At 66.6% G+C, this 25871-nt stretch carries 17 protein-coding genes; 11 read left to right on the top strand and 6 right to left on the bottom strand.

Annotated features, from left to right (window positions below):
- Nucleotides 1–73 precede the first annotated feature (73 nt).
- The 3 genes from ACOGI8_RS03690 to ACOGI8_RS03680 are packed head-to-tail and all read left to right on the top strand — an operon-like array spanning nucleotide 74 to nucleotide 2597.
- Entirely contained in the window at nucleotides 74–952 is an 879-nt protein-coding gene (locus tag ACOGI8_RS03690) for an SCO6745 family protein (RefSeq protein ID WP_419855545.1), read from the top strand.
- A gap of 42 nt (nucleotides 953–994) precedes the next feature.
- Nucleotides 995–2038 (top strand): serine hydrolase domain-containing protein, encoded by a 1044-nt coding sequence (locus ACOGI8_RS03685; protein ID WP_419855544.1) that lies wholly within the window; start codon nucleotides 995–997, stop codon nucleotides 2036–2038.
- A gap of 58 nt (nucleotides 2039–2096) precedes the next feature.
- A complete protein-coding gene (locus ACOGI8_RS03680) occupies nucleotides 2097–2597 on the top strand; it encodes an SRPBCC family protein (RefSeq protein WP_419855543.1) in 501 nt (166 codons plus the stop codon).
- 22 nt (nucleotides 2598–2619) lie between these two features.
- Here ACOGI8_RS03680 and ACOGI8_RS03675 read toward each other — a convergent pair whose 3' ends face one another.
- Nucleotides 2620–3354: an EthD domain-containing protein gene (locus ACOGI8_RS03675; RefSeq protein ID WP_419855542.1), complete on the bottom strand. Its 735-nt coding sequence runs from the start codon at nucleotides 3352–3354 to the stop codon at nucleotides 2620–2622.
- Between the two features lie 124 nt (nucleotides 3355–3478).
- Complete coding sequence (locus ACOGI8_RS03670; protein WP_419855541.1) at nucleotides 3479–4651, bottom strand: aminotransferase class V-fold PLP-dependent enzyme; 1173 nt, start codon at nucleotides 4649–4651, stop codon at nucleotides 3479–3481.
- Between the two features lie 113 nt (nucleotides 4652–4764).
- On the opposite strand from ACOGI8_RS03670, the gene ACOGI8_RS03665 reads away from it, so the two are divergent.
- From ACOGI8_RS03665 to ACOGI8_RS03650, 4 genes are all read left to right on the top strand, one after another.
- A complete protein-coding gene (locus ACOGI8_RS03665; protein ID WP_419856357.1) occupies nucleotides 4765–8190 on the top strand; it encodes a pyruvate carboxylase in 3426 nt (1141 codons plus the stop codon).
- Nucleotides 8191–8256: 66 nt separating this feature from the next.
- Nucleotides 8257–9600, top strand: coding sequence for an aromatic ring-hydroxylating oxygenase subunit alpha (locus ACOGI8_RS03660; RefSeq protein WP_419855540.1), 1344 nt, complete (start codon nucleotides 8257–8259; stop codon nucleotides 9598–9600).
- Nucleotides 9597–12206: a GcvT family protein gene (locus tag ACOGI8_RS03655; protein WP_419855539.1), complete on the top strand. Its 2610-nt coding sequence runs from the start codon at nucleotides 9597–9599 to the stop codon at nucleotides 12204–12206. The genes ACOGI8_RS03660 and ACOGI8_RS03655 overlap by 4 nt, the downstream gene beginning before the upstream one ends.
- Before the next feature lie 261 nt (nucleotides 12207–12467).
- Entirely contained in the window at nucleotides 12468–13376 is a 909-nt protein-coding gene (locus ACOGI8_RS03650; RefSeq protein ID WP_419855538.1) for a LysR family transcriptional regulator, read from the top strand.
- A 28-nt stretch (nucleotides 13377–13404) separates the two neighbouring features.
- Here ACOGI8_RS03650 and ACOGI8_RS03645 read toward each other — a convergent pair whose 3' ends face one another.
- Nucleotides 13405–14613, bottom strand: a complete 1209-nt coding sequence (locus tag ACOGI8_RS03645) for an acyl-CoA dehydrogenase family protein (RefSeq protein ID WP_419855537.1) — start codon at nucleotides 14611–14613, stop codon at nucleotides 13405–13407.
- A gap of 155 nt (nucleotides 14614–14768) precedes the next feature.
- Between ACOGI8_RS03645 and ACOGI8_RS03640 the strand changes: the two genes are divergently transcribed.
- The gene (locus tag ACOGI8_RS03640) at nucleotides 14769–16073 is read left to right on the top strand and encodes an acetyl-CoA hydrolase/transferase family protein (protein WP_419855536.1); all 1305 of its coding nucleotides are present in this window, start codon (nucleotides 14769–14771) and stop codon (nucleotides 16071–16073) included.
- A gap of 54 nt (nucleotides 16074–16127) precedes the next feature.
- Here ACOGI8_RS03640 and ACOGI8_RS03635 read toward each other — a convergent pair whose 3' ends face one another.
- Entirely contained in the window at nucleotides 16128–17015 is an 888-nt protein-coding gene (locus tag ACOGI8_RS03635) for an SDR family NAD(P)-dependent oxidoreductase (RefSeq protein WP_419855535.1), read from the bottom strand.
- 164 nt (nucleotides 17016–17179) lie between these two features.
- Here ACOGI8_RS03635 and ACOGI8_RS03630 point away from each other — a divergent pair, with 164 nt between their 5' ends.
- On the top strand, nucleotides 17180–18394 hold the full coding sequence (locus ACOGI8_RS03630; RefSeq protein ID WP_419855534.1) for an amidohydrolase family protein: 1215 nt from the start codon (nucleotides 17180–17182) through the stop codon (nucleotides 18392–18394).
- Between the two features lie 82 nt (nucleotides 18395–18476).
- On the opposite strand, the gene ACOGI8_RS03625 is transcribed toward ACOGI8_RS03630, so the two are convergent.
- Nucleotides 18477–19916 carry a hypothetical protein gene (locus ACOGI8_RS03625; RefSeq protein WP_419855533.1) on the bottom strand — a complete coding sequence of 480 codons (1440 nt, stop codon included), beginning with the start codon at nucleotides 19914–19916 and terminating at the stop codon, nucleotides 18477–18479.
- A 133-nt stretch (nucleotides 19917–20049) separates the two neighbouring features.
- Here ACOGI8_RS03625 and ACOGI8_RS03620 point away from each other — a divergent pair, with 133 nt between their 5' ends.
- Both ACOGI8_RS03620 and ACOGI8_RS03615 read left to right on the top strand, forming a co-directional pair.
- On the top strand, nucleotides 20050–20373 hold the full coding sequence (locus ACOGI8_RS03620) for a hypothetical protein (RefSeq protein ID WP_419855532.1): 324 nt from the start codon (nucleotides 20050–20052) through the stop codon (nucleotides 20371–20373).
- A gap of 193 nt (nucleotides 20374–20566) precedes the next feature.
- Entirely contained in the window at nucleotides 20567–21331 is a 765-nt protein-coding gene (locus ACOGI8_RS03615) for a hypothetical protein (protein WP_419855531.1), read from the top strand.
- 79 nt (nucleotides 21332–21410) lie between these two features.
- Here ACOGI8_RS03615 and ACOGI8_RS03610 read toward each other — a convergent pair whose 3' ends face one another.
- Complete coding sequence (locus ACOGI8_RS03610) at nucleotides 21411–25826, bottom strand: hypothetical protein (RefSeq protein WP_419855530.1); 4416 nt, start codon at nucleotides 25824–25826, stop codon at nucleotides 21411–21413.
- Nucleotides 25827–25871: the final 45 nt, after the last annotated feature.

Below are 25871 nucleotides of genomic sequence, written 5' to 3'. Positions count from 1 at the left end.
AACGCCACGCTCGACGAGGTCCGCTTCGCGGGAATCGCCGCTTCCAGAAGGCGAACAGCTAGAACGTCTGACGATGGCTGAAACGACCATGCAACGGGCGCGGCAGATGTGGGAGTGCGTGGAGCGGTATCACCAGCTCTGCTACTGGGCGCCGGAGGTCCGAGAGACCGGCACGGCAGCGGGGTTGAAGGGCTTCTGGATGAATTACTTCGCGACCCGCTCGGCGCCGTTGGGACCCGTGCCGGCGAGCGTCGTGGAGTCGTTGTTCTTCTACTACGCACCTGCGCGGGTCAGGCGGGCCATCCCCGATGCTTGGACGTTCTCGACGCCGGCCCAGGCGCTGGACGCGCGCTACGAGGGTATGGACGCCGCCTTGAGGCGCGAGCTGGGTGACTCGGTCGACAGCGATCCGGTTCGCCGCAGCGCCGAAGCCGTGCGGGCTGCCTGCGATGCCGCCGACCCTGTCGGGCGGGCGCTGTTCGCTGGCTGGTCATCGCTGGACTGGCCGGACGAGCCGCATCTGGCGCTATGGCACGGCTGCACGCTGCTGCGCGAGTACCGAAGCGGATGCCACCTGGTCGCCTTGGCAGCGGCCGGTCTGGACGGCTGCGAGTCGGTGGTGTCCCAAGTCGCCGTCGATGAGGCACCCCGCGAGTGGATTCAAGAAGAAGCCGGCTGGACCGAGACAGAGGCGGCGGACGCCTACGAGCGCCTCCGCAGCCGCGGCTGGGTGGAAGCCGACGGGCAGGCCACCGAAGCGGGCTTGGCCGGGAGAGCTCAGGTCGAGGCCACGACCGACCGGCTCGACGGCGCTCACTGGGCCGCCATCGGCGACGACGCTGCCGACGCTCTGCTGGCCGACATGGCGCCGCTCAACGCCGCGCTGCCGAAAGACGACCAGATCGACTGGCGAGAGCTCTATCCCGCCAACGACAGCGCGGGTCCCGAGTAGACGCTGACTCGCTGGCGCACATCCGGAATGACCGTCATGGCCATGAATCAACTGCTTGATGGGTTTTGCGACCGGGACCGCGTTCCTGCAGTCGCCGCGGCTGTCATTGCGGCCGATGGCTCCGTCGAGGCTGCTGTGGCCGGAGTGCTGCGGCGCGGCACAGCCGACCGCGTGACGGTGTCGGATGCGTGGCACATCGGATCCTGCGGCAAGACGATGACCGCAGTCCTGTGGGCGAGGCTGGTCGAGAACGATGTAGCGCAATGGGACATGCCGCTGGCCGACGCGCTCGGCTGCCCTCGCGGTCACCTGCACGCCGACTGGGCGAGCCAGACGGTTGATGACGCATTGCGGTGGCATGCAGGCGTCCAACCGAATCTCACGCCGTCGGCGATGCGGCAGGCGTGGGCCGACTCCCGTCCGCTCGAAGAACAACGTTTCGACGTGGCCACACGTGTGATGGCATCGCCGCCGCGACGACCTGGCCGCTTTGCCTACTCGAATCTGAGCTATGTGCTTGTCGGGGCCGCTGTGGACCGTCTGGCGTCGATGCCATTCGAGCGGGCCTTGGACGTCTACGTGCACCAGCCTCTCAGCATCAGCAGTGCCGGATTCGGCGCTCCGGCACGCGTGGCGGGTCACGGTCCACGATTCCGATTCGGCCCCCTGCGTGCGCTGCCCGGCAGACCAGTCGAGCCGTCACATCCCTTGAGCGACAACCCGCCGGTCATGTCGGCCGCGGGGACCCTGCATATCGCCATCGAGGACTGGGCGCGGTTCGTTCATGCATTTCTCCACGATGAAGCAGCAGGACCGCCGAGCGGCGACGATCCACTCCTCCGGCCGGAGTCGATCACCAAACTCCTGGCACCGGTTGGCGCAGGGCGCAGCTGCGCTGCAATGGGTTGGATGCCTGCCAACCGTGTTCCTGCCCTTTCATACGCCATGCAGGGATCCAACACCCTGTGGTCCGCATCCGCCGCGCTCGACAGCGACCGACATCGGGGTGTGGTCGTGGTGGCCAACGACGGCCGCACGAGCACGCTGCGGGCCACATTTCGACTCGCGCTGCAGCTGCTGTCATGACCCTCAGGCCAAGATTCGACCCCGACACTGTCCGGCAGCGTCTGCAAGGCTGCGGGCTATGAGTGAGCAGCTTCCCGGGCACGTTGATGATCCGGTGATGTCCCATAGCGAGTCGATCGAAATCGATGCCCCGCCGGAGAAGGTGTGGGACATGGTGACGGCGCTGGACCGCTACGGCGAGTGGAGCAACGAGAACACGGGCGGGTACTGGCGCAAGGGGCCTGATGGCGTACCGGGCACCGGGCAGGTCGGCGACATGTTCGTCGGCATCAACCGTCTCGACGGCGAGGAATGGAAGGCTCCCGTCGAGATCATCCGCCGGGTCGACAACGAGGATTTCGCCTTCGTGACAGGCGGCCTCGAATACAACATCGTCCTGTGGCGCTACCAACTAGCGCCCAAGGGTGCGGGCACCACGTTGACCGAGACCTGGACGCTCCGCAAGCTCTCGCCGCGCATGGTCGAGTTCGGACAGAAAGAACTCGACTACCGGGCCGGCAACGCCCGCGCCGGCATCCGCGCCACGCTCGCAGCGATGAAGGCGGCCGCAGAGGCTTGACGCCTCGTAGTGAGGCAGCCGATCAGCCGGGGATGCCGATCATCTGCGCGGTTGCGTGCATGTTCACCAGGCGGTCGAAGTCGACGAATTCGCTGAAGCCGTCTTCGGTGATGGTGGCCCGGTAGTCGTCCCAGCCCTGCGGATCACGGAAGTACAGCTCCGCCATGCCCAGGTAGGACTCATTTGCGGGGTCCTGGCTGTGGTTCACCACGTAGCGCAGGCCGCCGATCTCGCCCATGACGCCTCGCACGTTGGGCGCATGCGCTTCCAGCCAATGGCGGAACGCCTCGTCGTAGTCGATCCCGTCCCGGGCGGGCACCAGGAACGACACCTTGAAGAAGCCCGACCGCGTCGCCGGGAACGGCTCGTTGAGGGTGTTCGGCACGACGGGCAGCTCGCCGTCGATCACCACGTACTCGGTGGTTGCCCACCCCACGTACGGCTCGGCCTTCTGCTGGAACGTGTCCCGGGGCACCGTGCCGTGCGGCTCGGGCGGGTTCGGGATCGCCCGGTCGAACCAGAGCTGCGCCATGCCGTCCCAGGGCACGACCTTGCCGGGCCGCTGATCGAACAGCGTCGCGATGTACTTCGTGGCGTGGACTTTGCCGTCGGCGGCGGCGCGCTCCTGGCCGGCGATCACGTCGGGCATGTGATTCTTGAACCAGTTCGCGACCAATTCGTCGCGGGTGGCGTCCGGCCGGCGCTTGATGAGAAAGATCATCTTGGCGCCGGGTGTTGCTGCGATGGCCGATGACATCGGTGCCTCCTGGGCTGGGAACCTCGGGCGGAAGCCGCCCTGCCTGCCGCGATCCTGCCACCTGGCCCCAGGCCGCCGCAGCGCTGCGCCGCCCCGACGCAGCCATCAGCCGATCCGGCAGCCCTTAGCCAGCCAGTTCCGTGGTGAGCGCCTTGGCGAGCAGGTCGTAGTCGTCGGGCCGGTTGTAGAGGTGCGCCGAGATGCGCAGCACGCGGTCGGGTGGTGCCGGCCAGGTGAACACCGGCACCTCGATGCGATGCCGATCGCGCAGCGCCGCCATCAGCGGGTCGAAGATCGCCGAGCCCGAGTTGTCGGCCGGCGGCAGCGGAACGCTGGCAATGGCACCGATCATGTCCGACGGCGCCGGTGGTGCGATGCCGAGTGCTTCGATGAGCACGTCGCGACCGGTCAGGCAGAGTTCGCGGATTGCCGCCTTCACCCCCGGCCAGCCGCCGGGATGCATGGCCTCGACCGTGGCCAGAGCATCGGCGATGGTCAGCCACGCCGTCGGATCATGGGTGCCCGTCCAGTCGAACTGGGCATGCAGACGCCCGCCTTCGGACGGCCAGCCGCCGTTGTACCCATGGCTGATGACCGCATGGTGCATGCCATCGCGCCGATCGGGTCGCACCCACAGGAACGCTGCACCCTTGGCCGAGCACATCCACTTGTGGCAGTTGGCCGTGACGTACGAGGCGCCCAGCTCGGTCACATCGAAGTCGATCATGCCGGGGGCGTGTGCCGCGTCCACGAGCACCCGCACATCGGGCTCGAGCCGCGCCACCAGCTCGTCCACCGGCATCACGAGGCCCGTCGCCGAGGTGACCGCATCGATCAGCAGGATGCGTGTGCGGTCAGTGACCGCTCTGAGCACGGCGTCGACCACCTCGCTGCGGTCGTCGAGCGGGAACGGCACTGCTGCGGTAGTGACCACAGCGCCGGCACGCGACGCCGACACGACCGCAGCGTTGGTGCAGGCGTTGTACTCGTGGTCGGTGACCAGAATCTCGTCGCCGGGCGACAGGCTCGGCTCCAACGAACGCAGCACCGAGTTCACGCCCGCCGTTGCGTTCGTGACGAAAACGAGTCCCGCCGGGTCGCCACCGACGAACTCCGCCACCGCCTGCCGCGTCGAGTCCAGCCGCCGCTGGTACTCGCCCTCGAGGAAGAACCGGGTCGGGTTGGCTTCGATGTGGGTGCGGATGGCCTGCTGCGCGTCGAGCACGCTCGCAGGCGTCGCGCCGAACGAGCCGTGATTGAGATGCAGCACTTCTGGGTCCAACAGCCATGCAGTCACGCAGGGCACGCTACGGCAGCGGCTCGCCGCAGCGAAGTGATGTAGGAACCGAGTCAGGCGCGAACATGTTGACCGGACACGGGAGACGTCCACGGGAGATGTCCGCGGGAGATGTGATGAAGAAGCTGCTCGTAGCGAACCGGGGCGAGATCGCCATCCGTGCCTTTCGCGCTGCGACCCAGCTCGGTATCCGGACGGTTGCGATCCTTCCCGTCGAGGAGGAACGCAGCGGGGCGCTGCACCGGATCAAGGCCGACGAGGCGTACGTCATCGGCACCGAGGGCCGGCCCGTGCGCGCCTACCTCGACCACGAGGCCATCGTGGCCAAGGCGGTCGAGGTCGGCGCCGACGCCATCTACCCGGGTTACGGATTCCTGTCCGAGAGCCCAGATCTCGCCGATGCGTGCGCGGCGGCCGGCATCACCTTCGTGGGGCCCAGCGCTGGAGCGCTGCGGCTGACCGGCAACAAGATGCGGGCCCGTGAGGCGGCCGACGCAGCCGGCTTGCCGGTGCTGCGACAGTCACCGCCCGTCGACGATGACGCTGCCGAATCCGACATCGCGAGTGCTGCATCAGCGATCGGCTTCCCGCTGTTCGTGAAGGCCGCATCAGGCGGCGGCGGGCGCGGCATGCGCCGCGTGGAGCGCCCCGAGAACTTGGCCGAGGCAGTCGAGGCCGCTCGCCGGGAAGCCCACAGCGCCTTCGGCGACGGCACGGTGTTTCTGGAAGAGGCCATGACCGATGTGCGCCACATCGAGGCGCAGGTGCTGGCCGACGCCAGCGGCCGCGTCGTGCATCTCTACGAGCGGGACTGCTCAGTTCAGCGGCGCTTCCAGAAAGTGGTCGAGATGGCGCCCGCCCGCGACCTCGACCCAGCGGTGCGGCAGCAGCTGCTGGCAGATGCGGTTCGCTTCGCGGAGGCCATCGGCTACGTCAACGCGGGCACGGTGGAGTTCTTGGTGGAGCCCAGCGGTCGGCACGTCTTCATCGAGATGAACCCGCGCATCCAGGTGGAGCACACGGTGACCGAAGAAGTCACCGACATCGACCTCGTCGAGTCGCAGCTGCGCATCGCCGCCGGTGCCACGCTCGACGATCTGGGGCTGTCCCAGGACCGCATCAGCGTGCGCGGCTTCGCCATGCAGTGCCGCGTGACCGCCGAGAACCCCGCCAACGACTTCCGGCCCGACACCGGGCGCATCGTGGCCTACCGACCCGCCAGCGGCGCAGGCGTGCGGCTCGACGGCTGCGTGTACCAGGGCGTGGAGATCACCCCGCACTTCGACTCGATGATCGAGAAGATCACCTGCCGCGGCCCCGATTTCGACACCGTGGTCCGGCGCATGCAGCGCACGCTGGCCGAATACCGCGTGCGGGGCGTATCAACCAATCAGCCGTACCTGCAAGCGATCCTAGCCGACGCCCAGTTCCAATCCGAACCCGTCACCACCACCTTCATCGACGATCGGCCCGAGCTGACCGCAGCGTCGGTGGGCGCCGACCGGGCCACACGGCTGCTGCGCTACCTGGCCGACGTGACCGTCCACCAGCCCCACGGCCCGGCTCCGACCCATGTCGATCCCGTCACCAAGCTCGCACCGACGCCGCGTACGCCGCCGGACGGTTCCAAGCAGCGGCTCGACCGGCTCGGGCCTGCGGGCTTCGCAGCCGACCTGCGGGCCGCCGGCACCGTGGCCGTCACCGACACCACGCTGCGCGATGCCCACCAGTCCATCCTGGCCACCCGGCTGCGCACCATCGACCTGGTGGCCGGCGCCCGCCAGATGGCCCATCACATGCCGCAGCTGCTCAGCATGGAGTGCTGGGGCGGCGCCACCTTCGACGTGGCGCTGCGGTTCCTGCACGAGGACCCGTGGGAACGGCTGCGGCGCATACGTGCGGCGGCACCCAACATCTGCACCCAGATGCTGCTGCGGGGGCGCAACACGGTGGGCTACTCGCCCTATCCCGACACGGTCGCCCACGAGTTCGTGGCCGAGGCGGCTGCATGCGGGATGGACATCTTCCGGGTCTTCGACGCGTTCAACTCCATCGACCAGATGCGGCCCGCCATCGAAGCCGTCATCGAGGCCGGCGCGGTGGCCGAGGGCACCATCTGCTACTCGGGCAACCTGTCCAGCCCCAATGAGGACCTCTACACCCTCGACTACTACCTCGGGGTCGCCGAACAGCTCGACGCCGCCGGGGTGCACGTCCTGTGCATCAAGGACATGGCGGGACTGCTGCGCCCTCCGGCTGCGGAGGTGCTCGTCAGTGCGCTGCGGGATCGATTCGCCCAGCCAGTGCACCTGCACACCCACGACACCGGCGGCGGGCAGCTCGCCACCTACCTTGCAGCTATCGACGCCGGGGTGGATGCCATCGACGGTGCTGCCCCGCCCCTGTCGGGGATGACCTCCCAGCCGTCCATCGCCTCGATCGTGGCGATGACCGACGACACCGACCGGGCCACCGGGCTCAGTCTCGACGCGATCGGCGACATGGAGCCCTACTGGGAAGCCGTGCGGCACGTGTACGCGCCGTTCGAAGCAGGCCTGCCGTCGCCCACGGGCACCGTCTACCGCCACGAGATACCCGGCGGGCAGCTCTCGAACCTGCGGGCGCAAGCACGGGCGCTGGGCCTGGGGCACCGTTTCGAGGAAGTCGAGCGTCTGTATGCGGCGTGCAGCGACCTGCTCGGCCGCCCCATCAAGGTCACCCCGTCGTCGAAGGTCGTCGGCGATCTCGCCCTGCACCTCGTGGCCTCGGGCGTCTCGCCTGCCGAGCTGGCTGGCAATCCGGCCGGGGCAGACCTGCCCGACAGCGTCATCGGCTTCCTGCACGGCGAGCTCGGCACCCCGCCCGGCGGCTTCCCCGAACCTTTCCGGACCCACGCCACCGAGGGCCGTGATTGGACGCCCAAGACCAAGGACCTCACCGAGGACGACGTGGTGGGTTTGGCGGCCGACCGCGCCGCCACGCTGAATCGGCTGCTGTTCCCCACGCCCTCAGCGGCCCAGGACGAGAACACCCACCGCTACGGCGACCTGTCGGTGCTGCCATCGCTGCTGTTCTGGTACGGGCTGGACCCTCACGACGACGACACCGCCGTGGTGCTCGGCCCGGGCGTGCGGCTGCTGCTGGGCCTGCGGTCCATCGGCGAGCCGAACGACGAGGGCATTCGCCTGGTGAGCTTCCGGGTGAACGGCCAGCCCCGTGACATCGACACGCTGGATCGCACTGTGGCCGTCGATCGACCCGAACATGCCAGGGCTGACCCCAGCGTCCCGGGTCACGTGGCGGCACCGTTCCGGGGCTCGGTGAACGTGTCGGTGTCCGAAGGCGATCAAGTGGAAGCGGGCGACACGGTCGCGGTCATCGAGGCCATGAAGATGGAGTCGTCGATTTCTGCGCCCGTCACCGGCACGGTCATCTCGGTCGCCGCAGCCTCGGGGTCGCTGCTCGAGCCCGGCGACCTGATTGCGGAGATCCGACCGGCCGGCCGGTCGGGCAGCCCGGAAAGCGAGCACGACGGCTAGCCGGGGGAGGCGCTCCCTTCCGCGCACTAGTGTTCGGAGCAGGAGCCCAAGGGGTAGAACTGCGACATGGCAGCAGACGGGATACAGCCGGTAGCTGACTGGACACAAGCGGAGGCAGAGTGGACACAGCCGGAGGCTGAGTTCTGGGCTCCCCAACGCAACGGCGTCGACGCGTCCTTCGCCATGCAGCCGGCGGTATACGCCGATGATGGCTTCTTCGCCGCCGAGCAGGAGCGCCTGTTCGGCCGGGCGTGGGTTGCGGTGGCCCTTGCTGGGGAGGTCGCGCGGCCGGGGCGGCTGCTGGTGCGCTCAGTGGGCGGACGCTCGGTGCTGCTGACCCGATCCGACGCAGGGCTGCACGGCTTTCTGAACTCATGCCGGCACCGCGGCACCGAGCTGGCCGAACGCGATTGCGATATCGCGAACACGATTCGCTGCCCGTACCACCGGTGGCACTACAGCGCCGACGGACGGCTCGTGGCAGCACCCTTGTTCGACGAGGTGCCCAGAGACGATTTCGACATGGCCAACTACGGGTTGATTCGGGTGCGCACTGAGGCCTGGGGCCCGCTCGTGTTCGTCTGTCTCAACGACGACACCCCGCCGCTCGAGGAGTGGCTCGGCGATCTGCCGGACAGGTTCGCTGCCTACGGATTCTCCGAGTGGCGCTCAACCGGGCTGGATGGGGCAGCACGCACGTTCGACGTGGCGGCCAACTGGAAGCTCATCGTGGAGAACTTCGCGGAGTACTACCACCTTCCCTGGGTGCACCCGGAGCTGGCCAAGGTGTCCCGAGTGCCCGACCACTACCGCTACCAGGGTCCGGGGATGTACTGCGGCCAGACCACCACACCGGTGTCGGGCGACGAGCGTGACGACTGGCTGACGCTGCCTGCCGCAGCTGGACTCGACGATTCTGATGCCGCCAGCGGCAGGTTCGTGGCGCTGTTCCCCAATGTGACGCTCGCCGTGCTGCCGAGCCACATGTTCCTGATGGTGCTGGAGCCGCTCGCCGCGGGCCGCACTCTCGAGCACTGCACATTCCTGTTCCCGCCGGGCCCGATGACCGCGGGCGAGCCGTCGGCCGAGTTGCGCACGTCGTTCGAGATCACGCGCCGCTTCTGGATCGAGGTGAACGACGAGTACATCGACATCTGCGAGCGAGCCCAGCGCGGCATCTCGCTGGGCGGCGCGCCTCCGGGGCCGCTGGCCCCCCGCTTCGAGGAACCGCTCAACCGGTTCCACAAGATGACCGCCGACCTGATGACGCTCCCCTCCGCTGCCGACCTGACAGTGCCGGCCGGCGACCGACCCGGTGGCGTCGATCTCTACGGCAGCGAGCCGAATCCCCTGCCGCCGGCCATAGAGTCCGCCGAAGCTGCATTGACGGGCAAGACTTCGCATTCGTGACTGAACGGGTGCAGGTCGTCGTGATCGGCGGCGGCGTCGTGGGCGCCTCGGTGCTGTTTCACCTGACTCGCGCCGGCTGGACCGATGTGGTGCTGCTCGAACGCTCGGAGCTCACTGCGGGCTCGACGTGGCATGCCGCCGGCGGCATGCATCCCATCAACTCCGACCCCACGGTGGCCAAGCTGCAGAAGTACACGATCGAGCTGTATCGCGAGATCGAGGAACTCTCGGGCCAGGACTGCGGCATCCACCTCACCGGCGCGGTCTTCCTGGCCGACACGGCCGAGCGCCTGGACTGGCTGCGGATGACCGACGCACGCGGCAAGTACCTCGGCATTACGTCCGAGATGATCTCGGCCGAAGAAGCCGCCCGGCTGATGCCGATCATCGACTCCAGTCAATTCGCCGGAGCGATGTACGACTACGAGCACGGTCACGTCGATCCGACCGGCGTGACCTACGCGTACGCCAGGGCGGCGATGGCAGCAGGCGCACAGGTCCGGCGCCACACGTGGGCACGACGCATCGAGCGGACGCCGCACGGCACCTGGCGTGTCGGGTTGTACGACACCGCCGGGGGCGATCTCGCCGGTGCATCAGACCTATCCGCCGAGTGCGACGACTGGCTGGAAGCAACCCACGTCGTCAACGCAGGAGGGCTGTGGGCACGCGAGGTGGGCCGCATGGTCGGCCTCGAGCTGCCGGTGCTCGCCATGGAGCACACCTACGTCATCACCGAGCCCATCGACGAGATCGTCGCCCACAACGAGCGCTCCGGCACCGAGCTGATGGGTTCCATCGACTTCGGCGGCGAGATCTACACGCGCCAGGAGGGTCAAGGTCTGCTGGTGGGCACCTACGAGCAGGCGGCCGTGGCGTGGCAGCACCAGCAGACGCCGTGGGACTTCGACAAGCGCCTGCTGACGCCAGACCTGGAGCGGATCGCACCGTCGCTGGACACGGCCTTCAGGCACTTCCCGGTGCTCGCCGACGCCGGCATCGCCCGGGTGGTCAATGGGCCCTTCACGTTCGCACCCGACGGGAACCCCCTCGTCGGCCCGATCCGCGGCTTGCCGGGTCTCTGGTCGGCCTGCGGCGTGATGGCGGGATTGTCCCAAGGCGGGGGTGTCGGGCTCGCACTGTCCAACTGGATGACCGCGGGAGACCCCGGATTCGACGTGTGGGCCATGGACATCGCCAGATTCGGCGACTGGGCAACTCGCGCCTACACCGCCACCAAGGTGCGAGAGAACTACCGGCGGCGCTTCAGCATCAGCTTCCCCAACGAGTTCCTGCCCGAAGGCCGACCTCTGGCCACGACCTCCATCTACGAACCGCAGCGGGCGGCAGGGGCCGTCTTCGGGGATGCCTACGGCCTCGAGGTGCCGCTCTGGTTTGCTCCAGAACCCGGGACCGTCGAGGACGTCACGTTCGGTCGCTCCAACGCATGGCCCCATGTCCGCGAGGAGGTGCTCGCCGTTCGCAACAGCGTCGGCCTCATGGAGACGTCGGGCTTCGCCAAGTTCCTGGTGGAAGGACCGGGAGCGCGGGCGTGGCTCACGCACCTCACCGCGGGCAGGCTGCCGGGGCCGGGGCGGATCGCGCTCGCACCGATGTGCAACGAGCAGGGCAACCTCACCGGCGACCTCACCGTCGCCTGCCTGCCGACGGCCGGAGGAACTCCTGACGGTCCGGTCGAATCAGTGACCGGCGGTGCCACCGCCAACGCTGCAGCACGTGAGCGCTTCATCGTGTTCGGTTCGGGCATCGCCGAGCGCTACTACGAGCGCTGGTTCGACGCACATATCGCGCGTTGGGATGGCGGGCCGGTGGGGTACCGAACGCTCGGTACACAGATGTGCGGCGTGGCCATAGCCGGGCCGAACTCGAGAGCACTGCTGTCGGAGGTGACCGACGCAGACATCTCGAACGAGACGATGCGCTTCGGCAGCTTCACCGGCATCGACGTCGGCTGGTCGCGGGTGTGGTGCGGACGGCTGAGCTATACCGGCGATCTCGGTTATGAGTTGTGGATGGACGCAGGTCAGCTTCGCTACGTGTTCGACCTGCTCGTCACCCACGGCGCGGATCACGGACTGCGGCTGTTCGGTCTGCATGCGTTGGACTCGCTGCGCTTGGACAAGAGCTTCGGCAGCTGGGCGCGTGAGTACCGGCCCGTCTACGACCCGTTCGAGGCGAATCTGGGCCGTTTCGTGAGAATGACCAGAGCAAGTGACGACGGGACGGACTTTGTGGGGCGCGCAGCTCTGGTTGCCAAGTACGGGCCTCGGGGGCCCCAACCGGAGCAGGACCTGCCACCCGGTTCGATGACGCTGCGCACGTGGACGGTGCCCGGACCGGCTGATCGGACAGGTTTCGATGCCTTCGCGGATGAACCGATCTTCTGCAATGGCGAACCGGTCGGCTGGGTGACTTCGGGCGGTTATGCCCACTTCAGCGGAGTGTCCGTCGCCTTGGGTTACGTGCCGAGCGTATTGGCGCACGAAGGCGTCGACTTTGGAATCGAAATCGTGGGCAAGCGACGTACAGTTGACCTCATCGATGACTGCCTCTGGGATCCGGAAGGCATGGCGCTGCGCCGCTAAGCCCAGCCTGCCGTGTTTTCCAGCCCGGATGCACACGATTCCAAGTGCTGAACTAGGTCGAATAACTCAGCAACAGTATGAATTTCTCCAAATAGTACGGCGAAGAATATAGAGAGCTGCACTTCAAAATACCGGCGACTTTTGGCCGCATTTCATGAGCAATCCGGGTTGATTGTCTCCGGCTTGAAGTACGCTTACGCTCTTCCACTTCTTGTAAGCACCGGGAAGAGATACCGATCAAATGTCGGTGATGTCATAGATATGTCCTCACGTTTGGAAATGCATCACTACGAGACCATCGTGGCGGTCTCGGAAACCGGATCAGTGACCGCTGCGGCCGGTCGACTTCATGTCAGCCAGTCTGCGGTGAGTCATCGGCTGGCCGAAGCTGAGCGGCGCCTCGGTGGACGCCTGTTCGAACGCCGGCCATCTCGCGGCATGCAGCCCACACCTGCGGCGCTGGCGCTGTGCCAAGCCGCTCATCGTGCGATGCCGGATCTGGCACGGGCGGAGCAGGACTTCATGCGCAGCGTCGGCGGTACGACGGCCACGGTCCGGATCGGCGTCGGGTCCTACGACTGCTACCACTGGCTGGCGCCGTTTGCGGCAGCGTGCAGCGACCGGCTGGAAGGACTGCTCCTCGAACTGGTGGTCGTGGGCGACATGCCGGTGCCACGACTCGCCGACGGGACGGCCGACCTCGTGCTTGCTCCGGGGCCGGCGCCAGGGGCGCGTGAGGCACTCCACCTGTTCACCGATGAGCTGGTACTGGTCACACACCCAGAGCACCGACTCGCCGGCCGGACTTGGATCGGGCCCGAGGCGATCGCGGAAGAGAACTACTTCACGTACAACCGGCAGCCGTCGCCTGGATTCGAGTACGAGCGCTTCGTCCGCCCTGCGGGACTGTCGCCCCGAACGATCACCGTGCTCGAGCAGACCGGCGCCATCGCCGAGATGATCGCGGCTGACTTCGGAGTGTCCATTCTCAGCCGGTGGGCGATGTCGCAGTGGCTCGACTCCGGGCGGCTCGTCGCTGTGCGCTGCGGTCGTTCTGGGCTCGACCTGGAATGGTCGGCCCTCACCCGAGTCGAGACAGACGACGACGCACCCGAGCGGCAGGTTGCCAACGCCATCGTCGACTGGCTCGGTGATCCGAGCAACAGCTGAGCCCGACCGGTTTGTCTGACCGCCTGGCTCAGTCGAGCAGCGACCTGCTGATCACGACGTCCTGGATCTCGGTGGCACCGTCGACGTAGTGCGTCAGGCGTGAGGCGGCGAGGTGCCGGGGCAGCGGATGGTCGCGCCGGCCGCCCGCCGCGCCCATCACCTGCATGCAGTCGGCCAAGCCTCGCTCGGCGACGCGAGTGGCGAACTTCTTGGCGTGTGCTGCGTGGACAGCCGCTGGTCGGCCTTCGGCCACCGCCAGCGCTGCCCGATAGGCGAGCAGGCGGGCAGCCTCCAGGTCGGTTGCCACGTCGGCCAGCTTGAAGCGCACGCCCTGCAGGTCGGCGATGCGGCCGCCGAACGCCTGCCGCTTGCGGACGTAGTCGATGGCGGTCGCGAGGCCGGTGCGCATCATGCCGCAGCACATGGCTGCTACCAGCACTCGAGCGATGTCGATGCCTTCCATCGCGGCAACGAACCCTTCGCCGAGGGGCACCATGACATCAGCGTCAGGCACCCGGCACTCGTCGAAGCGCACCTCATTGGTGCCGATGCCGTGGGCGCCGATGAGCTCGTAGCCGTCGGTCCGCTCGATGCCGTCAGTGCTGCTGTCGACGAGGAACGTCATGATGCCCCGGTGTCCCGCTGCGGGATCGGCCTGCGCGTACACCGACATCACGTCGGCCGCCGTGCCATTGCTGACCCACGCCTTGCGACCGTCGATGACCCACTCGTCGCCGTCTCGACGCGCGGCCGTGGTGATCTTGGCGGCATCGCTGCCGACGCCCGGTTCCGTCAGCAGGAACGCGCCGAGCCGCTCGCCCGAGACCAGCGGCCCCAGTGCTCGCTCCCGCATCTCGGCCGGAGCACGCCTGCTCACCGCACCCGCCAGATTGTTGTGACAAACGAGCACGAATGCGATCGCGAAGTCGGCCGCGGCCACCTCTTCGAGCACGCGTGCCAGCCCGACCTGGCTCAGCCCCGAGCCACCATCGGCAACGGGCACGAGCAGCCCGCACAGCCGCTCGTCGCCGGCGCTCGCAAACGCCTCAGCCGCGAAGCGGCGATCACGCTCCCAGGACTCGGCGTGCGGCGCGACCGCAGAGCTGGCCCATGCCGCCGCCCGATCCACCACCGCCTGGTCCGCCGCTCCCACCGCAGCGTCCGCCACCTCCGGCATGAGTTCATCGGCCAGTTCCGATGGGGGCATGACGTCGAGATCGATCGCAGCAGATGTCATGGCCCGCATCTTGCCATCCTCACGTCCCGCCCATCTGCGAGAGGATCGCGGATCCCTGGAGTGAGGCCGATGGCCCGCGACGCCATGCCAGCCCGCCGTACAGTTCGCCAACCGGTCGCGCACCGGGCCGCCGAGTGCCGAGAAGGGCTGCCGCGATGAATCCAGACCGCCCCTCCGCACGCCAAGGCAGTCGTTCCGGGGTTCAGCTCGGCGTCGATGAGGCGATCAGACGCCTCGGGCGCAGGGCACGGGTCTATGTCGCTCAGGGCTCGGCCACGCCGTTCGGCTTGCTCGCGGCCATCGACGACGCTCACGACCGATTCGATCATCTTGAGTTCGTCAGCGCATTCCTGCTGGAAAGGCCGCAGCCGCTGGATCACCTCGGCAACCCGTTCGCTTGGACCTCGCTGCAGCCCAGCGGGGCATTGCGCGACGCCCTCGACAGCCCGCACTTCGGCGTGGTCCCGGCCCGCTATTCGGACATCACCGGCCTCGTGGGACCCGGGGGCGGGCTGGAGGCCGATGTCCTGCTGTGCCAGGCCAGCCCGCCTGACGCCGACGGTCGCATGAGCCTCGGCACCGGCGTCGGAGGCCACGTCGAGCTCTTGCGATCCACGCCGCAGGTGATTGCGCAGGTGAACCCCCAGATGCCCTACGTGCACGGCGAGGGCGAATGCCACCGCACCGATTTCGACGTGCTCGTCGAGATTGACGAGCCGCTCGCGACCTTGGCTCCAGCCGTCGTCGATGAGACCGCGGAGGCGATCGCAGCGCACGTCGGCCAGTTCATCGGTGACGGCACGACGCTGCAGTTCGGGATCGGCTCGGTTCCCGACGCAGTGCTCTCAAGCCTCAGCGACCGCCGGCACCTCGGCCTGCACGGCGGCATGATCAACGATGCCTGCATCGACCTCATCGACAGCGGCGCAGTGGACAACCGCCACAAGGGATCCCTGGGCGACGGTGTCAGCGTCGCCGCAGAGGTGATGGGCACACGCCGCCTGTATGACTGGGTCGATCGCAACCCGGCGGTGCATCTCGCGAACGGTTCGCTGAGCCACGGCATCGAGGGCATCGCGCAGATCCGCAACTTCGTCGCGCTGCAGTCGACCGTGCAGATGGCGCTCGACGGCTCAGCCAACTCTGAGGTGATCGGCGGCCGCCACATATCCGGGCCCGGCGGAGCACCCGACTTCGCATTCGGCGCCTGCGTGGCGACCGGCGGCCGGGCCATCGTGGCCATGCCGTCGACCGCCGCGCGCGGGCGCATCTCGCGCATCGTGACCCGACTCGAGCCCGGTGCCCCCACGACGCTGCCGTCGTACACCGCAGACATCGTGGCGACCGAGTTCGGCGCCGTGGAACTGCGAGGCCGCACGCTGGCCGAGCGAGCCGAGCTGCTCATCTCGATCGCCCACCCCGACTTCCGCGACGAGCTCAGCGACAACGCTTCCGGCTAGTCACCGCGTCGGCCGGTGCGCCCGCTGCGCAAGCGGCAGGACTCTCCGTCGGGGCTAGAGGCGACGGACCGTGGCGGCCTTGCCGGTGGTGCCGTAGGCCATGCCGGACATGCGGTGGATGTTGCGGGTGTTGTGCATCCTGCCGTGGACGCGAGGCCCGGCCGCCAGTATCGCCCCGTCCACCACCAGCTCTTGGCCGCTCACGAACTTGCTGTCGTCGCTCGCCAAGAAGAGCGCCATGCCGGCGATGTCAGTGCCTTCGCCGCGGTCGGGCCACGGCTGCAGTTCCGACATGATCTCTTCGGCCTGATCCTCGTTGCCGCTGTGCATCAATGGAGTGAAGATGAGGCCCGGGCAGATGGCGTTCACCCGAATGCGGTGCGGCGCCAGCTCCAGCGCCGTGGTCTTGGCCAGGCTGATGACCGCGGCCTTGGCCGCTGAGTACGCCTGCGGGCCGGCGCCCCCGCCCATCCCCGCAATCGACCCGGTGTTGATGATCGAGCCGCCGGTGCCCTGAGGGATCATCACCCGCGCCGCGTGCTTGGTGCCGAGCATCACCGACCGCACCAAGATGGCGAACGTCTCGTCCCAAGCATCCACCTCCAGCTCGGTAATCGGGCCGAACGCCCCGCCGATGCCGGCGTTGTTGAACACCACATCCAGCTGTCCGAACGCCTCCACCGCCAGCTCGGTCATGGCGGCCACGTCGTCCTCCACCGCCACATCGGTGCGGGTGAAGCGCACACGCTCCCCCAGGCCCGCTGCCTCCAGCTCGTCCATGAACGCCCGCCCGGTGTCGGCGTTCAGGTCGCCGATCACCACCGACGCCCCCTCAGCCAGGAATCGCTCGACGGTCGACCGCCCCATGCCGCTGGCGCCGCCCGTGATCACGGCCACCTTGCCGGCCAGCCGCCCCCCGGAGTTGCCGCTGCTCTCACTCATCGTGCTGTCCTCCCGTGCTGTCGAATGTGACGCCCGTGATTCTCGCCTATGTGGCGCTGCCGTGCCCCGGCACTGCCACGCAGCCGCGGTTGGGCGCTGTTCCGCTGACGCCCGGCCCGCGACGTGAAAGAATCCGAACGGGCACCAGGGTTCACGGGGGAATCATGACCACGACCGTTCAGCGACAGCTCACCGCCGAGGGCGGGCAGCGCCACATGCACGAAGTCCACAAGATCGCGCACGCCGGCGCAGTCGACGCCGACGGGCACATTCTCGAGCCGCCCGACCTGTGGGAGGAGTATCTCGAGGATCGCTACAAGGACCGGGCGCTGCGCATCGAGATCGAGCCTGAGCGCGGTCTTGAAGTGCTCATGATCGACAACCAGCGGAGCAAGCTGGCCCGGCCCGGCATGGTCTCAACGCTGGGCGCCATGGGCGCACCCGACCTGCCCGACATCATGTTCAACCCAGATCGCACCTACGTGGGCGAGATCCCCTTCGGGGCCATGGATCCTCACCAGCGAATCGTGCTGCTCGATGCCGAAGGCCTCGACATCGCGGTACTGCTGCCGACGATGGGACTGCTCTGGGAAGCCGAGCTCGAGGACGCCGAGCTGAGCCAGGCGTACACCCGGGCCTACAACCGCTGGATCTGCGAGTTCTGCCGGGATCACTCCGACCGTCTCATTCCCATTGCCCACATCTCGATGACCGATCCGGTTGCCGCGGCAGCCGAGCTGCGGCGCTCGGTGGCTGACGGTGCGCGCGGCTGCTTCGTGGCGCCGTTCACCCATTCGACGCGTCCGCTCGGCCATGCCGACCACGACCCCGTGTTCGAAGCGGCGCAGGATCTCGGCGTCCCGTTCGCCATCCACCCCACGTTCGAGCCGCAGTGGACCAAGGGCACGCGCATGGGCACGTGGGAGCACGTGCGCGAATTGCGTCTCACGGCATCGATGACCGCATCGGACGGGGTGCGCCACCAGTTCGTGTCGCTGTTCGACTACGGCGTCTTCGAGCGGTTCCCGGAGCTGAAGGTGCTCGTGCTCGAGTCGGGCGGCGGCTGGCTCGGCTACTGCCTCGACCGCATCGATGCCGTCTTCGGGCATACCTACACCGGTACCCGCGTGCCGCTGCAGATGAAGCCCAGCGAGTACTTCATGCGGCAGGTGTGGATCTCCTGCGACCCCGACGAGCGCTCCATTCCCGCGCTGGCAGAGCGCTACGGGTACGACCGGTTCATCTGGGCCAGCGACTTCCCCCACGCCGACCACACACCGGAATACGTGCTCGACCTCGACGAACTGGTCGACATGTTCCCCGCAGAGTGGCGGCGGGCCTTCATCGGAGACAACGCCCGCGCCGTGTTCGACCTGTAACCCGCCAAGCAAGCACGCTTGTGGGCCGCCGCGGTCTGGGCGGAAACGCAGGCTTGTCCGCACGCTCGCGGGCTTCGGTGAACTACGGCGATTCGACGGTGACCGTCTTGGGCGGGAAGTACAGGCCGTCTTGAATGGCGCGGTCGCCGAGCCGTTCGGACAGCGTGATCGTCACTGAGGTCGGCGGGTTGCCGGGGCAGTTCGCACCGCCGGAAACGGGCACGACCGCGAACGCCACCACTACCGCTTCGTCGGTCTCGACCACTTGCGGACCTCGCAACGCATCACCCATGGTGCGGCCGCTGGCGCAACCCTGCTCGGTGACGAGCAGCGTGAACTCGGTGTCGCCGGGGCCGGGAAGGCTGTCGGGGTCGAGGTGCACGTCGACTCGGCCGAGGCCTTCGGGCAGGACGACGTAGGGCTCGCAGCGCGGGCCTGAGGCCTCCCCTGCCCACAGCCAGCGGTTGCCACGGCGCTCGATCGCAGCTTCTTCTTGCCAGTCGCCTCCGTCCAGCACGAAGCGCACCAGGTCAGGGGCAATGTGCACGACGGCCCAGTCACCTTCGGGCAGCGGGCGCGGCGTCGGGTCGGTCTGGCGTGCTGCGAGCTCGTCCCGGAACGCATCCACCGCCGGGTGATCGACCTCGTCGATCGGCTGCCACGCCATCAGCTCCGAGTAGGGCTTGGGCGGCACTCCCCAGCACGTGACGACGGGGTCGGGATCGGTCAGGTCGGGCAGCACGAGCAGCGGGCCTTCGGGAGGTGCCGCAGTACCGGTCAGCTCGATGCACACGACATCGAACCCCAGCGTCGGCGGCACCGAACGGGCGATCTGGTTCAGCGCGCCGGGCGGCGGGTTCTCCACATAGACAACGACCCTGTTACGGCGAGGGTCGATTCCATACCCGTAGATGCCCAGCTCCTGATCCCATGTCGCGCCGCTGATCCGGCTCTCAGCAGCGATGAGGTCACGCTCCGTGAATCTCACCTGCACTGCCTCGATGGCAACGTCGTCGCGTTGCCCCAGCGGACGCATATCGCCATCGGCGATACCGTCGACCGTCGAAGGTCGCAGTGCTGCGAGCGCCGCTTCGTGCATCTCGGGGTCGTCGGTAAACCCGACCATGATCGTGGCGCCGTTGTCGCGGTCAAGCCAGTAGCCGCCGTAGGTATCGAATTGGCTGCCGTATCTCAGCACCGCCCCGACGAACCCCGGCGGATAGTTCGGGGTCGTGCGCAGGGGCCCCTGGATGCTCGCCGTGATCTTGGCGACATCTTCACAGTCCAAGAGACCGGACCCATTGATGCCCGTGGGAACCGCTTCGGAACTGTCCGGCGCGGTGCTGGCGGGTTCAGCGACCGCGGGTTCGTGCGTCGTCGCCCCGGCCTGCACCGAGACTGATTGGCCGCTTTCGCCGGTGGGCGCAGCCCCGCCGCATGAGATCATCGCCGCCGCGAGCAAGACGACGGCCAGCGGCCGAAGCGCACGCGGCGCGCGGCGGCGGTCGATCCGCTGCGTCATGCTCACCGACAGTACGGCAGCGGCCGGTCCCGAAGAACGCGGCATAGTGCGTACCGCGGCCATCGTGGGGTCCGGGCGCGAGACCTCAGAAAACCGCTTCTGCCGTTGGCGCGAGCGAAGTTAGGCTTGCTGCATGACACAGCCGTCGGACGGTTCCTCAGATGAAGTCATGTCCTACATGCGGGGCATGGAGGACCGACTCACCGCGCGGCTCGACGGGGTCGATGACAGCCTGGCCGAGACCAAGGCCGATGTGTCGCAAGTCAAGACTGACATCGCTCAGGTCAAGACCGACGTCGCTCAACAAGGCGCCGACCTCGCCCAGGTCAAGACCGACGTAGCCGAGATCAAGGACGATGTGAGCCAAGTCAAGAGAGTCATCGGCGAGACGCGAATCGAAACCCAAATCGCCGTAGATGCCGTTGCCGACCTCTACGGCCGGCTGGACGGTACCTAGCGCCGACGGCACCAGAGACATCCGACACATGGCCAACGAAGACTCGCTCAGACAGACAATCGAACGGAGCTGGCGGGAAGTCAAGGACCGCTCCGCAGCGCCTGATGAAGAGCGATGGGCTGGCGAGCTGCTCAGGGCGCTGCTCGGCGCCCAAGCATGGAAGGCACGAGACGTGCCCGGCGGTCCACCGAGCATGCACGACCTCGACGTGGAGTTCCGCGACGGTCGTCGCATCGCGGTCGAAGTCAAGACTCACACATCACCCCGGCGCGCTGCCTTCGACGCAGAACGCGCCAAGAGAAACCCGTTGAATGCGCCTTCGTTGCGACACGGATGGGCAGTTGACTTCGATGTGCCAGATGATGAGGCCGCAGATGCCGCCGCTTCCGACGTGTTGCTCAAGGACGTTACCCGCAAGCTGGAGCCGATTCTCGCTCGAATCGAACGCGAGGAGTTGCAGGACGAGGTGCGGCGCATTAGCCGCGGAGTGACCTCGCAAGAACACCCGGTGTGTAGCGAACTGCGGGAACTCCGCATCAGACGCGCGTACCCCGCTTCGTGGGAATCAGACGGGACCATCCGGCTGTGCCGGGCCGAGGCGATCTCGTCGTTCGCGCCCAGCAGCATCGCCAACGTCGTCAAGGGCTACGTCTCTCGCGGCTATACGAACCTCACCCGTGCCAGGCAGCACGGCGCTGATGAAATCCATCTGTTCCTCTGGGTTCCGCTCGGCGTGAGTCGCAGTGATCAGGCCGGGATGGCAACAGCGGCCATCGTTCCAGGCGACAAGTGGCTGCCGCCAGATACGGAACTTGGCGATCTGGACTCAGTTTGGGTAGCCAAGTTTGGCGTTCCAGACAACTTCCCCGAAGTTCACGGTTTCTCATCCCCGATCTGGCAACTCACGGATTCTGGGTGGCACTGCTGGACTCGCGACTGGCGACCGCTGGAACGCTGACAACCGAATTCATGAGCTCGACATCGTCGGATCCGCGAGCCTCAGCGAAGCCCTGATCCACGATGCGCTGTAGGGCAAGTCAGCGTTCTTCGTCGATTGCTTCCATGGCCTCGTAGACATCGAACTCGACAAGGCGGTCAACGATGTCGAGGCACCGGGTTCTGACAGGAGCGGTTCCCTCACGGTAGAGACGAAGAACAAGTGCAACAAGGTCGCGCCCCATCAAGGAACTCGAAGTCCTGATGTCACCGATGTCCGTGCCGGTGGTCTCGACCACGCGTTCACACATGTCCAGCGAGCTTGCTGGCAGTTGCCCTTCCCGTCGTGCGAGCGAGTGCAGCAGACCAAAGCCGGCCTGCGAGAGCACCGGACTGCCCAACAGCGCTTCAATGAGGCGCTGCGCATCGAGATGGTCGAGTTTGTCGAGATACTGGACAGCTTCGGCAGCGGCACTTCGGACAGCAGACTCGTCATCAGCGAGAGCTGCTGTCAGATCGTCCAGGCAGTCGGAAACGCTGTGGGCATATACCGCGGCCGCCCCACGTCTGGCATCCGACGAGAGTTCTCCAAAGTCGTCGGCGGAGCCTGTGGGCATTCGGTCATGCCAGCGGGCGATGGCCCAAATGCGGCCGGCCTGGCTTGAAATCTCACCGCCGTGCGCAAGCGCAGCAGCGAGGTACGGCCCAAATCGGTCGGGGTCTTTCAGGACAGCGAACTGGAGCAGCCGTTGGACGGTCGGTGCGTCCAGGAGCTCGACATCTTCGCCCAGGAGCCGGTGTGCAATGTCTAGCGCCAGCTGCGGAAGGTGACGAGCTAACGCGTTGACAGCTTCTGCAGCGCATGCCCGCACGGCCATGATGGGATCTTCGGCGAGTGCTTCGACCGTGTCCGTCACGTCATCGACATGGTCTGATCCCAGAAAGAGAACTCGGGCGATGGCACGCCCAGCTTCGCCGCGTGTGGAGTTCATCCCGGCGGTGAATAGCTCCCCGCCGTAGTAGAAGTCGCCTGAGCGTGCGATTGTTTGCGCCACTTCATGATCAGGGTCAGCGTCGACGGCGCAGTCCCGCAACATCTTGACGAGCCGTGGGTTGACGGTGGGCGCATCGCAGATCGCCCGACAGATCGACAGACCGCATTCCTCTCCGTAGACATCGCGTGCATGCCGGCACAGATCGGCCAACTTGTCGGCACCGAGGTACTTCGCGACATTGGTCAGGACGTCGTCCATGGCGACGGCAGGAATGTCATCATCGAACTGCATAGCGAGCTCAGCGAAACGTTCCGGTGCTTCTTGGGCGTGCCCGCCGAGTTGCTGAGCGAGCTGTCGAGCACCGCCGATCGACCGCTCGGAGCGTGAATCCCATACGGGCTCGGAACTGGTGTGTTTTCGGAGCGCCCGAAGCCAGTTCTCGTCAGTCATGACGGTCGCCGCATCGTCTTCGATAGGCGAGCCGATCATGTAGGCCTCGACTGGTCTCGGAGGCGCTGGCGGTGACTCGGGAAAGCGCCGCTGAAGTTCTCCCAGTAGCCCGCGTGCCTGTGGCGACAGCCGGTCTGGATCGAACGCAGAAAGCAGGTCGTATTTCTCTCGGCCCCTCCACCGGCGATGTCGCTTCTCGAATTCTGGGGCGTGGCCGAGCACGGATTCTTCAAGCCGGGCGAACAGTTCGGCAGGACAACGCGGCGAGTGCTTCTCGATGAGACTGCGAGATGCCCAGCAGTTGCTGCCCTCCCACCCGAGCCTGAGGTTGCGGGGATCGGATACCAGCCACTCGACAGCGCTTTCGTGATCGTCGCCAGCCTCAAGCGCCCGGCAGGCCAGAAATCGCAGCTCAGCGCTCTCGGTGGCCAGTATCGGTTCGAGTGCCACTGCACAAGCCGCAGGATTCTCAACGGCAAGGTGCCTCAACGCTGCGTCGGTGGCATTGAACACGATTTGGCCAACGGCGTAGTTGGATGACACGAGCCGATGCCCCCAACGACGGCCGACGGGCAGAAACTCGTCGTGCTGTTGCTGTCCGACCATGGCGACTTCGATCACGAACGGCAAAACGGCGGTCACGAACACCCCCGGGGCGTCTTTCGCGACATCGGCGATGCAAGAAACCAATTGCGAGTTGTCCGGCAGGTATCGGGTCTCGAAGGGGTCGCCACCGCCCTCGGCCCGGGCCCGAGCGAGACCACGCTGGAGGATCGCTCCGACGAGCCGAGTTGCACCGACGGGGTCTTCCGCCTTCATCGAGTAGACGCTCCACCAGATGTCCTGGCGGCCGCTGAGCGGCATGCCGAATTTGTCGAGATATCCGAGTTCGACGAGTTCCAATGTGAACTCCACGAGTTCGCTGCGAAGCGAGAACGAGACCAATGACGCGAGGCGGGCACACCATTCATCGGTCCGTTCGATGCGGGGTTTCAGGAGGCTCACAACCCGCAATGGCCGTGTTCGTGCAGCGATTACGAGTTGACTGAACGCCATCTCGACTTTCCCCGCATCGTCGAGCCATCGTTCCCATCGGCCGAGATCGTCCGCAGCGTCGAACCAACCTGGTTGGCGGAGCAGGCCCACGATCCTGTGAGATAGCCAAGAATCGGACCAGGCCAGCGGATCGAGCGGTGCCCAGTCCGCCGATTCAGCAGGGACTTGTCGCAGCAGATTGACGACCAGCGCCTTGATGTGGGAGCGAATCTGAACGTCTCCCAAGAGGTCCACGACGGCCCTGTAGAAGGCGGGTTGATCAGTCGCCAAGAGATGCTCCAGCACTTGGCGGGTCTGGGCCCGGCGGAACAGGGCCTGCCCATCGCTCAACAGGAACGAGCGCAGATCGTTCCCTCTCGTGACGAACGAGCGCGCGAAGAGAAAATCGAAGTACGACTCGTGGAAGAACGCGTAACGCGTCTCATCGCGCACCAACACGGACTCCGACTCAAGAGCCCGGATCTGCCGTCGGTTCACCCCATCCAGAACCGTCACAGGGACCGCGAGAACCTCGCGTTCGTTCATGTACTCGACGATCGGCGCGGTGATGGCGACCCAGTCCAGTTCACCTGCGCGTTGCTCGGCCCCGAACCGCGCTTCCTCGGTGTACTGCTCGTACAACTGCTGCAGTGTCGAATATTCGCGACTTCGGGCACTCTCGGACAAGCGGCTGAACACCGAGAGGTGCAACGGGGTACACAGCAACCGGAGTGTCGTCTCCGACGACGGCACCGGCACTCCTGCCTGCTCCAGCACGGCTGTCACGTCCTCGATTCCGAGGTCGCCGACGGTATGCCTGCCGAAGCTTGGCTGCGCATCGAGCAGGGCGCGCAAGCGCGGATCCGCCTCAAGGTCCACCGTCCGAGTCACAAGCAGTACCTTGATGTTCGGGGCGCGCTTGACTTCAGTAATGACCTCGGCGACAGCGTCGAAGTTGTCAGACATTCGGCCGCTGTAGGTGCTGACGGCGTCGAGTTGGTCGATGAAGAGCAGTGAGGGCTCGCCGTCCGCAACACCGGCGAGTAACACTGTCGGAGATTCGTCCAGCTCGATCATTCGCCCCAGTTGAGCTGCTGTGGAGATTCGACCATCCATATCCATGCGGGCGGCAGCCACATGCCAACCGCGGCCCTCGAGCAACGTTGCTGCCTCGCAAGCGACCGTTGACTTGCCCGAGCCGGCTCGCCCGTCGATGACGACGACCTGACCGCTCTGCGGATCGCACAGCTTGTCGACAACGGTGTTCGCGTCTTCGCGGCTGACGAGACCGAAGGCTGGTACTGAGAACTCGATGCGGCGCTGGTGCCGTGCCAGCGACTCGTGGAGAGCCTCGCTGACGTTGTGGTCTCCCCGGATCAGGCGGCGGGTGAAGTTCTGCGATTCGAGACGATCACGAACGACTTGGGCCGTGAGTTCCCGATGCATGTGCTCGTCGCACAGGTTTCGTAGCTCACCTCGGACCAGATCAGGATCGTCGGTGTAGAGCAACCGCAAACTCAGGTTCGCAATCCTGCGCAGATCGTCGATCGTGTGATGATCCACATGGATCCCGCGAAGCAAGCGCCAAGCCTCATCATGCGTGGTTTTCCACGAATCGACGATGACGCCCAAGTCGGATTTGTCGTCCTGAGAGAGCGACGCAACGAATTCGTCGACACTCTCCGACTGTCGGGAACGGCTTGTCAGCGTGTCGAGATCCACGGCACCCGCACCCAGCGCAACGAAGCGAAAACGGCGCCCGCGTTCTACCTGCAGTTTCGCGGCCGCGAGCACTCCCTTCGCCCGGAGCCTCCGGGGAGTCCAGGTCGCGGTTCCGCTCTTGACCTGCTCAACCCAGACGACGCCCTCATCGTCGACAAGTTCGAACTCGATGCCGGTCCCTGCCTCGCCGATCGGCTCAAGGCGGACCCGACGGGCCTTCCCTTGGAGCATCTCGGCGAGGCGCAGCGCCGTCCACAGATGCTCATTCAGATTGCCCGCCTTGTCAGCCGCCCCGCCGGGCATCGGTTTCGCCATCGCTGCTTCGGCTCCAAACGACAGTGCCCGTTGACCTGCATGCAC

The sequence above is a fragment of the Candidatus Poriferisodalis sp. genome, assembly GCF_965204195.1.
In the GTDB taxonomy this organism is placed as follows: Bacteria; Actinomycetota; Acidimicrobiia; order Acidimicrobiales; family Poriferisodalaceae; genus Poriferisodalis.
Note: the sequence above shows the minus strand (reverse complement) of the source record. Positions and strands in the feature narration are given on the sequence as shown.